The following is a 12,321-nucleotide window of genomic DNA, read 5'->3' as shown; positions in this document are numbered from 1 at the left end:
GCAAAGAAGCGAGAATTATACAGGCCTCGCTCAGCCTGTCAACCCTCAAATCGTTTATTTATCAGCGTTGAGAGCCGCCTGTCGAAACAGAACGGCGCATTCTACAGGTTGAATTAAATACGTCAACAGGAAGTTCTTCTTGAATGTTTTGTGGTTACGCTAGCCTTATGAATTGATAAGAAAAATACAGATGAAATAATTAAAATTTACTCATTAACCACTCCCAATTCAGTCGCTTTTTTGATCATCTGACAACCCGTGCGACATGCGAGGGATAATTTTTAATTCACTTTAGTGCTGACAAATCTACAAATTGGTAAAAAGTTGACGATATGCCCTAGGCGAACACCCGTAATATTTTTTAAAAATCCGGCTGAAATGGGACATATTGTTAAAACCATATTGCATAGCAACCTGGGTAACAGACAGGTGAGCATAAAAGGCGCTTGCCAGACAGTGTCGGCACGACTCTAATCTCTGTTCTGTCAGAAAGTGCATCAGCGAGGTATTTTCTTCGTTAAATAAGTTGTTGAGATAACGTTTCGATAAGCCTGTTGCATCGGCAATTTTTGTTGCCGTGAGTTCTGGGTCGCTTATAGCACTCTTTATATATTGTTTGATACGTATCAACATAATCTGACGGTGGCTGGTTGTTGTCAGTTTATTTTCAACAACCTGCCTTAGTGACAAGGTCAACATATCAACCACTGGCTGTGATAATGACTGAAACGCAGGTTTGGAAAATTGTTCCAGTTGTTGAACAGTAGATTGAATAAGACTGCTGGTGAGTGCTCCAATACCTTCAGCCGAAGGAATCCGGGTAGCCGTAATTCTTCCAATATTATTTAGCCGTGGATCCAGAATCTTGCGGGGGATAGAAATCAATATCTTGGAAAAAGCTTCTGGAGTGGTAATTCTGTGTGGCTCTGTCGCGTCATAAATCGTCATTTCACCTGATTTGAGAAAAACTTCTCTCCCGCCCTGCTCCAACTTGTACTTCCCGGAAGTAAGCAGGACCATGAAATAGCAATCCTGGCTTGAATGGGAAGGTTCTTGCGGTAACCGCTCCAATGTAATCGCATTGGATTGAATGGGTGACAGCCGAACACCTTCTTGCCACGGATAAATCCACATATCATTGAACAACATCATATCCTGGGGCGGCGTAATATCGACGTTAGCATATTCCCGACCAATGACTTCTTTCAGCCACTCTAACCGCTGAGCGCTGGGTTGTTGTTCCGTGCAAAAACGCTGTCCCGCCAGACGAACAAGCGGATCACGACTATCAGCTCTTTTACCAGGGGGAGCAATCAGTGCGTTTGTCATAACTCATCACCCAAATTTACAAGAATTTCTGCCGTTACAGTAAAGAATACTCATTTTAAGCTCGGCATACTGTTGGTGTATTCAGAATATTAACAGGAGAGAGCATGAAACAGAATGATAACCACGCCGGTAATGTGCTGCTGATAAGAGGGGCGTGCTTATGGATATTGATGGCTTTACTACTGGCCTGGTCACTCGTGGGTATCTATAACCAGATTGGCTTTTTGGAGACTTTATTTCCTGGTAAACCTATGCGAGTGTTGCAGGCACACATCGACTTTTTATTAATGAGTGCTTTGATTTTGGGATTTTATGCTGCAAGGATTGGACTGCCATGGCATGTTCGCTGGGCGATGGTAACAGGGGCATTTACCAATTCCAGTCTTTTTTTACTGTATGCAATGTTTCCTGTGCTGGATCCGCTATCAGAAACTTTTACCCCGGCAGGTGTCTGGTTCACTGCTTTTAATATCTATCTTTATTCAAGTTTATTAATAACCAGTTATGGCTTTGGTAAAGCAGCAGTTATTATATTTCGGACCACTCTTGAGAATGATTCAAGCGCCAAAAATTGTAAGCGATGTGGTCGACATCTGATGTGACAGTACATTTATAACAAGTTAATAAATATAGTCACAAAGAATCAAGTGGTAGAGATACGGGCAAATTTACGCTTACCTACTTGGAACACGCTCTCGACACCCACCTTAATTAATAAGGATTTATCCTCTATTTTTTCGCCGTCGATTTTGACAGCACCCTGCTGGATCATGCGAATTGCATCTGAGGTGCTACTTGTTAACCCGGCTTCTTTAAGGACATTGGCTATTGGCATTCCTTCTGCTCCAACAGTCAACGTTACTTCAGTGATATCGTCGGGGATTTCACCCTTTTTGAATTGATTTTCAAAATCCTGGCGAGCTTGTGGTCCAGCATCTTCGCCATGAAAGCGAGAAACAATTTCCTCGGCAAATAACTTTTTAATCTCAACCGGATTACGACCCTCTGCTGTTGATTGTTTCCAATCAGCAATTTCATCTAATGACTTAAAACTGAGCAGCTCAATATAACGCCACATCAGTTCATCGGAAATTGACATCAGTTTGCCAAAGATATCCTTAGGACTTTCATCAATACCAATATAGTTACCCAGCGATTTTGACATTTTCTGTACACCATCGAGTCCAACCAGAAGTGGCATAGTCAGAACACATTGTGGTGATTTCCCATAAGCCTTTTGTAATTCTCGTCCCATTAACAAGTTAAATTTCTGATCCGTTCCACCAAGCTCAACATCAGCATCAAGCACAACCGAGTCATATCCTTGAATTAAAGGATACAAAAACTCATGAATAGCAATAGATTGGCCAGTTGTATAACGTTTATGAAAGTCATCACGCTCCAGCATGCGAGCAACGGTATGGTGAGAAGCTAACCGAATCATATCGGCAGAAGACAACTCATTCATCCAATGCGAATTGAAAACAACTTGAGTGCGTGCTGGATCCAGAATTTTGAATACTTGTTGTTGATAAGTTTCCGCATTGCATTTGACCTGTTCAGGCGTTAATGGCTGACGCGTCACATTTTTACCGGTTGGATCGCCGATCATCCCAGTAAAATCGCCAATCAAAAATAGAATCTCGTGTCCCAATTCCTGAAACAAACGTAACTTGTTTAGGAGCACCGTATGTCCAAGATGTAAGTCTGGTGCTGTAGGGTCAAAACCAGCTTTAATACGAAGAGGCTTACCACTTTCCAGCTTTTCTATTAGTTCTTTTTCGACCAGAATTTCTTCTGATCCACGACGGATTTCTGCCAAGGTTTCTTGCACAGTTGTCATCATCGTTCTCCGCACTTTAAAAATTGGCGGGCAATATAACACAAGATCTTGCCCTGAAGGGCTTTCAATTCTCTGTAAATGCTGAGAGAATTGCACGAATTTACTATAAACAGGGAATGCCCATGAAGAAACGTAACAGACTTCTGAGCTCATCACAGCAATCAAAGCTATTTAAATCCGAATCGCTGTCTCCCCATAAAAACCGACATATTACTATCTTGTCTTTACTCGCATTAACCGGTATTTTCATCACCGGGATTGTTCTTGCTACAAGCGAACCAAGCGCCACGACAAGTCAAACCCTGCCAGTACAACTTCCGAACATGCCTGATGATGCTGAATCCACGACCTCAGCATTAGAAACATCTATTAAATTACCCTCTCCGTCTTCATCGGAATCTTCACCCTCCGCAGATATTGTTAGCATTCAAGAAGAACAACCTGTTACCACGAATGCTGCTTTGCAGGAATCTGCTGAAATTGAACGATTGCATCTGAATCAACCGAAAGCAGTCAGTGAAAATGAATCAGATATCACTATTCTAAACGATGCTTTATCAGAGTCTCCAGCTGACAATGTAACCGCTTCAGATGAACTGAGTTGGCAAGAAGTTGAAGTAAAATCTGGCGATAACCTGTCCTTGATTTTCCCCCGTGTAGGTTTAACGGCACGTGATGTATATCTTGTTGCGCAGACAGCTGGTGATGATGCAAAAGCACTTCTCAATCTCAAACCCGGTCAGGTGCTTCGTTTTGGAACAGTGACGGATAATAAGCAGAAGCTGGAACTGAAACAGTTACAATTACAATTAAGCCCAATGAAGACATTGACCTTAACATCTACTGAAAAAGGCTTTGAAACAGATCTCATTGAACGAGAACTTGATAAACACCGCCAGTTGGTTGCAGGTGAAATTCAAAGCTCACTCTTTTTAGATGCTCAAAAAGCCGGCATGTCAGACAAGTTGATTATGCAAATGGCACACATTTTCGGTTGGGATATCGATTTTGCATTGGATTTACGTCAAGGTGACAGTTTCAAAATTATTTATAATGAAAACTTCCTGGATGGAGAGAAGATTGCCGATGGAGAAATCCTGGCAGCAGAATTTACCAATCGAGGCAAAACCTTCCGAGCTATTCGATTCACTGACAAAAATGGTGAAAGTCGTTTTTACACCCCAGACGGCGACAGCATGCGTAAAGCATTTACTCGTACCCCGGTACCCATTTCACGTATAAGCTCAGGTTTTAATCCAAATCGTAAGCACCCTGTATTAAAAACTAACCGTCCCCATCGTGGCGTTGACTACGCAGCTGCAACAGGAACGCCTATTCTGGCGACGGGTGATGGCAAAGTAGCATTCGTTGGCACTAAAGGTGGTTATGGTCGTACAGTTATCCTGTCGCATGGTGGACGATATACTACGCTTTTTGCTCATATGTCTAAGTACAAAAGCGGTATTCGCGCTGGCCAGCGGGTAAGACAAGGCGAAGTCATTGGATATATCGGTAGCAGTGGACTGGCAACCGGGCCACATTTGCATTACGAATTCCGAGTCGACGGCGTGCATAAAAATCCATTAACCGTCACTTTACCTAAAGCTGAACCAATCCCTGGTCAATATCTGGCAGATTTCAAAACGCTGTCACAACCTTTACTTGCCAGCTTGGATAATCTGCAAGTTCCAACATTGGCATTACGTCAAGACTAGCTATATTAGAAATGGGACTCTATGTCGGTGTAATGTCAGGCACAAGTCTTGATGCAATTGATGTTGCATTAATTGAGACATCACCGACCGACCCACCGAAATTAATAGGTTTTCATAGTGCGGATTTTTCAAAAGATCTGCAAACTGCTTTAAGAACATTGATTTGTTCTCAACAATGTCAGCTATCCCAATTAGGGGAACTCGACATCCAGCTTGGCCATGCCTATGCAGATGCGATTCTTAATTTGCTGGAATCTTCAGATGTAGCACCTCATCAAGTTGATGGTATTGGTTGTCATGGTCAGACAGTTTTTCATTCTCCTGACTCAATTTATCCCTTTAGCATGCAAATCGGCAATGGTAATGTTATTGCTGAAAAAACCGGCATCACCACAGTATGTGATTTCCGTCAGCGTGATATTGTAAATGGGGGTCAGGGCGCACCGTTAGTTCCAGCATTCCACGCAGCTATGTTTCGTTCTGATAGCGAAAACAGGGTCATCGTCAATATTGGTGGTATTAGTAATATCACTATCTTAACGAAAACCCCGCATAGTGCACTTCAAGGATTTGATACCGGACCCGGTAACACCTTAATGGATTCCTGGATACAAAAGCACCAACATCAGGCTTTTGATAACGACGGGGTATGGGCTGTGGGTGGTAAGGTAAATCAATCCCTTTTATTAACATTAAAGTCTGATCCCTATTTCAAACGGGAAATACCTAAAAGTACAGGTTGTGAATTATTTAACCAAAACTGGCTAATGAAGCAGATTATCGCTGCTAAATGCGAAGATCTTCCCCCACAGGACATTCAAGCCACACTATTGGCATTAACCGCGTCGACAATTGCAGATGCTATTCATCAATACGCAGATCAAACAGACAAGCTTTATATCTGTGGGGGTGGGGCAAAAAACACTGCTTTGGTTAAACAACTAAGGAAGAATCTGGCACCGATTATGGTCGCGACTACGGCTGAAATCGGTCTGGATCCACAATGGGTTGAGTCAGCCGCCTTTGCATGGTTTGCTGAACAGACTTTGCAACATAATGCACTTGATTTGCGCCATTTAACAGGCGCTCGGCAACCCAGTATATTAGGTGCCGTCTATTGGTCCAGAAAAGCTTCGTAGTCCGCTGCACTCATCAATTCTGCGGCTATCTCTTCATACGGAGTCTCAGAGCGAAAGCGCACAATCCATCCATTGTTAAAAGGTTCCTGATTAATCAGTTCAGGCATTTCGACCAACTGCTGATTTATAGCGATGACCTCACCACTAATCGGCATAATCACATCCGAGGCTGACTTTACCGATTCGATGACTGCACACCCTTCGCCGGCTGCAAACTGTTGCCCTTCGGCAGGCAACTCAACAAACACAATATCTCCAAGGCTATCCTGAGCATGTTCAGTGATACCAAGTGTGAAAATTCCATCACCCTGCTCTTCAAGCCAAATATGAGACTCACTAAAAAAATAATCTTCTGTATTATTCATCAATGATACGTCCGTATATTTTGTTTAACGTACACAAATTACCTGAGCAATATTCAGCAAGCATATTCCAGTCAAACTGCCACATCCAGTTATCTTCCATGGTTCCTGGAACATTCATCCGATGTTCCCCGCCCAACTCAAGTAAATCCTGCATAGGGATAACGGCAAGCTGAGAGACTGATTTTAATGCTACCCGGATAAGTAACCAGGGCATTGCTTCATCGCTGGGGCCGATATATTGATGCATATGCTGTCGGGTTGCATCATCAAGCTCATGATACCAGCCAAGACTAGTGTTGTTATCGTGAGTGCCGGTATAAGTAATACTGTCCCTGCAATGTTGATGTGGAAGATAAGGATTGTCAGCATCACCCCCAAAGGCAAATTGCAGAATCTTCATGCCAGGCATGGCAAATTGTTCTCGTAAAGCAGTTACTTCTTCAGTGATTATTCCCAGATCTTCAGCAACAAGTGGGAGCTCACCAAAGTTTGCTACCAGTTTCTTAAATAAAGCTTCACCTGGGGCTTTACCCCATTCGCCTTCCATTGCTGTTTCACAACTGGCTGGAATCTCCCAGCATGACTCAAACCCCCTGAAATGATCTATACGGATTAAATCAAACAGCTCCAGCTGGGTCGACAGACGTTTTACCCACCAATCAAAATCTTCATCAATGTGCGCCTGCCATTCATAGAGCGGGTTTCCCCAACGTTGTCCGGTTGCAGAAAAATAATCAGGCGGAACACCGGTTACCTTTGTGGCCTGCCCTGTCTCATCGAGAGTAAATAACTCAGGGGCAGCCCAAACATCGGCACTGTCATGGGCAACGAAAATTGGCATATCTCCAAACAATTTGACGTGCTTCTGATTGGCATACGTTTTTAAATTATTCCATTGCTGGAAAAAAAGAAACTGTTCAAATCGGCGAATATTCAGGGATTCAGCACGTTGCTCAGCCAAGTCTTTCAACGTAGCCGGATCTCGGTCACGAAACTCAACTGGCCAGTCAAACCATGGAAGCGCATGATTCAGATTTCGTATTTCACGATACAGAATATAATCTTCCAGCCAGAATGCCTGACGCTGACAAAAGCTATCAAACGCTGCCCAGTCAGCTTCATTAGCGTTTTCGTAGAATTGCTTGTAAGCATTTGCCACGATTGTGTAGATTTTTTTACCCGCCAGCTCTTCGGTGTGTACCCAGGGTTGAGCTTTAATATAAGCTTCACATAACAATTTGTTATTGCCAGCATGAGCCGATAAACATTGATAGGGCGAACCATCATCATGAGTTGGTCCTAGTGGCAGCATTTGCCAGACTGTTACCCCTGACTGGTGCAAAAAATCAACAAAACGGTAGGCATCAGCCCCTAAGTTTCTATTGGGTAAACTGGTGATATGCAGCAGTACACCGGTCCGACGGTTATCAAAGATATGAGCCTGTTTCATTAATTAGCCGCCACGACGCATTGTGCCACCCTGCTCGGCTTCTCCTCCTCCTAATGACACCACCTCTGACAATATTTGAGGCACTTCTTCTCCCAACATTTGATAAAGATTTGATAAATGCAAACGGAACAACCGTTCAAAATCACTGACACTGTCTGCTGCGTTGTAATCACCAAACCACCAGAACCAGTCCGACCCCTCGCAAATAGCCAGCTGTTTATCGATTGCCTGAAGCAGATCTTCATCAATCTCTGCAGCAGCAATTTTTTCGTCATACACCTGCTTAGCCTGACTCAGCAGATCCCATGCACGATTTTTATCAACATCACCAATCCAGGTGGAGAAAGTACCGTAAACCCAGCTACCGGCTACCATTTCAGGTAATAACGCTGGTTTAACGCCGTTATCCAGACAATCAGAGAAAGTAGTCAATTCTATATCCGGATGTCTGGAAAGCTGTTTATAAAGGTTTTGTAAAAAATAAAACCCATTATAGGAATAATGTTCCCAGGCATTTTCTCCATCGAGAATGACGGATACAACTCTATCGGCATCATCCTCTGTGGTGGCTTTGATATTGGTCAGATGATGAATAAAGTCATTAACAGCATCTTCAGCACTCCATTTGGTATAAGTAAAACCAATTAAATCGGATAAACCATCATCGCGGAAAAAGCATGCTGGCCCTACAGCTTCAAGTTGATAAGGCTTATGAATGCTATTGTCTGGCAAAGCACTTTTCTGCAGGCTGTTACGTAAAACATTTTCACCACTGGCAGTCCAGCTAAACCCGTGTTTGGCTACCGACTCAATGGTTGGCTTTGAAACTGCACCTTCAGATGGCCAGCAGCCTTTGGGACGGAAACCAAAGAATGACTCAAATACCTCAAGTCCTTTTTCCATGTGCCAATCGGTACGGACATCTCCACCAGGATACTGCCGAATTTGTGGCAACAGGGCATCCGGCATCGCTTCCAGTGTGCTATTGATATCCAGTAATAATGGGACTATCGGATGGGCGTAAGGTGTTACCGATAACTCTACTTTTTTAGATTCCGCAAGTCTTCGATAACGCGGAATAACATCACTCAGCAATTCACCAATCACGATCATCAATTGCCGGCGATCATGAAAATTAAATTGCTGACCTTTTTTCATTAAGGCCTCAATACGAATGTCGTTGCGTCTCACCGACTCACCCATCCATACCAGATGATACCAAACCAGCATGTCCACCAGGAACTGATCATTAAGGTAGGCCAGACGCTGTTTATCTTCCAATACCCAGCGTGCCATTTCAGCAAGTTTTGCAAATATCGGAAACGGCGCTATAAGCTTCTCATCATTGGCGCGCAGACAAGCATTTAATATTGTCTGGCGTTCTTCAATATGAACTGGTTGCACCGGTGAATCCAGCGCAATTAACAAAGGATCTTTCAGGCACCCCGTCCCTTTAAACCTGCCTTTCAGCTGTTGATCGTAATCATCAATCTGTTCCAGCAAGGTAGGTGCGAAATTAACGACCGCACGAGCCTCAGGGATTTGTTCGAGATGCCAGGCCATATCGACATAATCTTTTATTGCATGCAGATAGGTCCAAGGGAGCTGATAGCTTCCGCCCATCGGCTCACTATATTGCGGCTGGTGCATGTGCCAGCATAAAACGACTTTTAATTTATCGGACATAACGGTAATTTTGCCCCAGCATTTCAGGTGTGACTAAAACAACACCATTGGGTGAAACTTCAAAACGTTGTGCATCGAGTTCAGGATCTTCGCCGATAACCGTTCCTTCAGGAACAATACAGCCTTTATCAAGCACAACTTTCTTCAGGCGACAATGCCTGCCTACAGAGACATCCGGTAATACCACACTATCTTCTATAAGACTGAAACTATGGACTTCAACATTGGAAAACAGAACCGAATGTCTCACAACGGAACCGGAAATAATGCACCCGCCAGAGACCATTGAATCCACAGCCATGCCTCGCCGATCATCATCATCAAAAACAAACTTGGCAGGAGGCAGTTGAGCCTGATGGGTCCATATTGGCCATTCTTCATCGTAAAGATTTAGTTCTGGTGTAACACCAATCAACTCCAGATTCGCCGACCAGAAGGCGTCTATGGTTCCCACATCGCGCCAGTATCCCGGATCATTGCCCTGTACATCTTTGTAAGGGAAAGCGACAACTTTATACTTCTCAATTAATGATGGAATGATGTCATGCCCAAAGTCATGACTGGATCTTGAATTGTCAGCATCCTTTATCAACTGCTCATACAGAAAACCAGCATTAAAAATATAAATCCCCATTGAAGCCAATGCAACATCATCATGCCCCGGAATCGGCGTTGGATTTGCAGGTTTTTCGTCAAAAGCGATGATCCGATGATTCAAATCAACCGACATGACACCAAAAGCTCTGGCCTGATCCAATGGTACCTCGATACAGCCAATGGTCATATCGGCATTTTGCGCAACATGTTCAGCCAACATATCGCCATAATCCATTTTATAAATATGATCGCCCGCCAGGATTAATACGTACTCAGGGCCATGATTGCGTAAAATGTCGATGTTCTGATATACCGCATCGGCGGTGCCGGTATACCAACCCTGTTCGGTACGCTGTGAAGCTGGCAGCAATTCGACAAACTCTCCTAAAGCACCACGCATAAAGCCCCAGCCTTGTTGGATATGTCTTATCAATGAATGCGCTTTATACTGTGTTAACACCCCTACTCTGCGGATCCCCGAATTGACGCAATTTGAGAGAGGGAAATCTATAATTCTGAATTTTCCACCAAAGGGCACAGCGGGTTTTGCACGCCAACCAGTCAGTTGTTTCAAACGTGAACCACGTCCGCCTGCTAGGATCAACGCCAGAGTGTCTCTGGTCAGTCGACTGACAAAACGCGTGCTATTATTTTTGGGCATATTCAAATCTCCAGCCAGCTGTGCAGTGAAATATGTTGTAATGGCTTTAAGCGTGCCACATCGTTAAGGTGGACAGCAATAGAAAAATTTACAGGACATTATATCTATGGTTTTTGAACAAAATTTGACAGATGACCAACTTAAAATCATAGAAGCCAGACATCATGATCCTTTTGCAGTTTTGGGTCGTCATCCGACCAAAAGCGGTGTGTATGTCAGGGCTTTCTTACCTCATACCGAATCCGCAACGGTAGGGAACAATCTACCTATGAAGCGGGTTGAAGGTACAGATATTTTCGAGTGGACTGGCCGTTCTGATGATTTAGAAACGCCATATCAGATTCATCGTACCACTTCACAAAATCAAATTCAGAGTCATTACGATCCGTACTGCTTCCCTCCACAAATTTCAGATTACGATTTGTATCTGTTTGCCGAGGGTAAACACTGGCATGCCTATCGAATTCTGGGATCTCACAAGCGCACTGTAAACGGTGTAGAAGGTGTGATGTTTGCCACCTGGGCACCCAATGCCCAACGTGTCAGTGTTGTTGGTACTTTCAACCGTTGGGATGGACGCAGCCATCCCATGCGTTCAAGAGGCAGTACTGGCGTATGGGAATTATTTATTCCAGGTCTGGAAATCGGTGAGCTCTACAAATATGAAATACGTAACTATCATGATGGCAGTCTACATCTGAAAATGGATCCTTATTGCCAGCAGGCAGAACTTCGGCCTGGTACTGCCTCAGTGATTTTTGACAGCAGTTATCAATGGCAGGACAAAGAATGGATGTCCAACAGGGAGCATACAAAATGGCTACATGCGCCACATAGCGTTTATGAAGTCCACCTCGGTTCCTGGCAAAAACGCAATGATGGCAGCTTTTGCAGTTATCGTGAACTTGCTGACAAACTGGTGCCATACGTCAGCAAAATGGGCTTCACGCATATTGAACTGTTACCTATCACCGAACACCCTCTGGATATTTCCTGGGGATATCAAACGACAGGTTATTATGCTGCAACCAGCCGGTTCGGCTCACCGGATGATTTTCGATATTTTGTCGACCAGTGCCATCAAAATAATATTGGTGTGTTACTGGATTGGGTGCCAGGACATTTTCCCAAAGACAGCTTCGGCCTGGCCAAATTTGATGGCACAGCACTCTATGAACATGAAGATCCCCGTCGTGGAGAACATCAGGACTGGGGCACATTAATCTTTAATTACGGCCGTAACGAGGTTCGTAACTTCCTATTATCCAGTGCATTTTTCTGGCTGGAAGAATGCCATATAGATGGTTTACGCGTCGATGCTGTCGCGTCGATGCTTTATCTCGATTATTCGCGTGAGGAAGGTCAGTGGTTGCCAAACATTCATGGTGGTCGTGAGAATCTTGAGGTCATCAGCTTTCTCAAGGAAGTTAATACCATACTGCACCAGTCTCACCCTGGTTGTATTATCGCCGCCGAAGAATCCACCTCCTATCCAATGGTTTCACGACCAGCTGATATGGGCGGACTGGGTTTCTC

10 protein-coding genes are annotated in these 12,321 nt (G+C 43.9%); 4 read left to right on the top strand and 6 right to left on the bottom strand.

Going from position 1 to position 12,321, the window contains the following annotated elements:
• Positions 1–306: 306 nt before the first annotated feature.
• Positions 307–1,329 carry a helix-turn-helix domain-containing protein gene (locus B3M51_RS09740; protein WP_292758673.1) on the bottom strand — a complete coding sequence of 341 codons (1,023 nt, stop codon included), beginning with the start codon at positions 1,327–1,329 and terminating at the stop codon, positions 307–309.
• 104 nt (positions 1,330–1,433) lie between these two features.
• Between B3M51_RS09740 and B3M51_RS09735 the strand changes: the two genes are divergently transcribed.
• A complete protein-coding gene (locus B3M51_RS09735; protein WP_292479455.1) occupies positions 1,434–1,931 on the top strand; it encodes a hypothetical protein in 498 nt (165 codons plus the stop codon).
• 41 nt (positions 1,932–1,972) lie between these two features.
• Here the strand turns inward: B3M51_RS09735 and tyrS are convergent, their stop codons facing one another.
• Positions 1,973–3,172 (bottom strand): tyrosine--tRNA ligase, encoded by a 1,200-nt coding sequence (tyrS, locus tag B3M51_RS09730; RefSeq protein WP_292758676.1) that lies wholly within the window; start codon positions 3,170–3,172, stop codon positions 1,973–1,975.
• A 122-nt stretch (positions 3,173–3,294) separates the two neighbouring features.
• Here tyrS and B3M51_RS09725 point away from each other — a divergent pair, with 122 nt between their 5' ends.
• A complete protein-coding gene (locus tag B3M51_RS09725; protein ID WP_292758670.1) occupies positions 3,295–4,887 on the top strand; it encodes a M23 family metallopeptidase in 1,593 nt (530 codons plus the stop codon).
• 11 nt (positions 4,888–4,898) lie between these two features.
• Positions 4,899–6,026, top strand: a complete 1,128-nt coding sequence (locus B3M51_RS09720; protein ID WP_292758667.1) for an anhydro-N-acetylmuramic acid kinase — start codon at positions 4,899–4,901, stop codon at positions 6,024–6,026.
• Here B3M51_RS09720 and gcvH read toward each other — a convergent pair.
• The 4 genes from gcvH to glgC are packed head-to-tail and all read right to left on the bottom strand — an operon-like array spanning position 6,002 to position 10,785.
• The gene (gcvH, locus tag B3M51_RS09715) at positions 6,002–6,391 is read right to left on the bottom strand and encodes a glycine cleavage system protein GcvH (RefSeq protein WP_292479459.1); all 390 of its coding nucleotides are present in this window, start codon (positions 6,389–6,391) and stop codon (positions 6,002–6,004) included. The two genes, B3M51_RS09720 and gcvH, sit on opposite strands and share 25 nt — an antisense overlap.
• A complete protein-coding gene (malQ, locus tag B3M51_RS09710; RefSeq protein ID WP_292479460.1) occupies positions 6,384–7,841 on the bottom strand; it encodes a 4-alpha-glucanotransferase in 1,458 nt (485 codons plus the stop codon). The genes gcvH and malQ overlap by 8 nt, the downstream gene beginning before the upstream one ends.
• Positions 7,842–7,844: 3 nt before the next feature.
• On the bottom strand, positions 7,845–9,527 hold the full coding sequence (locus tag B3M51_RS09705) for a glycoside hydrolase family 57 protein (protein ID WP_292758662.1): 1,683 nt from the start codon (positions 9,525–9,527) through the stop codon (positions 7,845–7,847).
• Positions 9,517–10,785: a glucose-1-phosphate adenylyltransferase gene (gene glgC, locus B3M51_RS09700; RefSeq protein ID WP_292479462.1), complete on the bottom strand. Its 1,269-nt coding sequence runs from the start codon at positions 10,783–10,785 to the stop codon at positions 9,517–9,519. The genes B3M51_RS09705 and glgC overlap by 11 nt, the downstream gene beginning before the upstream one ends.
• A gap of 106 nt (positions 10,786–10,891) precedes the next feature.
• On the opposite strand from glgC, the gene glgB reads away from it, so the two are divergent.
• Positions 10,892–12,321: 1,4-alpha-glucan branching enzyme (gene glgB / locus B3M51_RS09695; RefSeq protein WP_292758659.1), on the top strand; the 1,430-nt coding region annotated here is incomplete at its 3' end.

This window comes from Methylophaga sp. UBA2689 (genome assembly GCA_002354555.1).
Lineage (GTDB): Bacteria > Pseudomonadota > Gammaproteobacteria > Nitrosococcales > Methylophagaceae > Methylophaga.
Note: the sequence above shows the minus strand (reverse complement) of the source record. Positions and strands in the feature narration are given on the sequence as shown.

Bases quoted from the DNA above. Each gene is read 5' to 3' on its own strand.
- B3M51_RS09705 (WP_292758662.1), bottom strand. From the start codon at position 9,527: ATGTCCGATAAATTAAAAGTCGTTTTATGCTGGCACATGCACCAGCCG.
- malQ (WP_292479460.1), bottom strand. From the start codon at position 7,841: ATGAAACAGGCTCATATCTTTGATAACCGTCGGACCGGTGTACTGCTG.
- B3M51_RS09720 (WP_292758667.1), top strand. From the start codon at position 4,899: ATGGGACTCTATGTCGGTGTAATGTCAGGCACAAGTCTTGATGCAATT.
- glgC (WP_292479462.1), bottom strand. From the start codon at position 10,785: ATGCCCAAAAATAATAGCACGCGTTTTGTCAGTCGACTGACCAGAGAC.
- B3M51_RS09735 (WP_292479455.1), top strand. From the start codon at position 1,434: ATGAAACAGAATGATAACCACGCCGGTAATGTGCTGCTGATAAGAGGG.
- gcvH (WP_292479459.1), bottom strand. From the start codon at position 6,391: ATGAATAATACAGAAGATTATTTTTTTAGTGAGTCTCATATTTGGCTT.
- B3M51_RS09740 (WP_292758673.1), bottom strand. From the start codon at position 1,329: ATGACAAACGCACTGATTGCTCCCCCTGGTAAAAGAGCTGATAGTCGT.
- B3M51_RS09725 (WP_292758670.1), top strand. From the start codon at position 3,295: ATGAAGAAACGTAACAGACTTCTGAGCTCATCACAGCAATCAAAGCTA.
- tyrS (WP_292758676.1), bottom strand. From the start codon at position 3,172: ATGACAACTGTGCAAGAAACCTTGGCAGAAATCCGTCGTGGATCAGAA.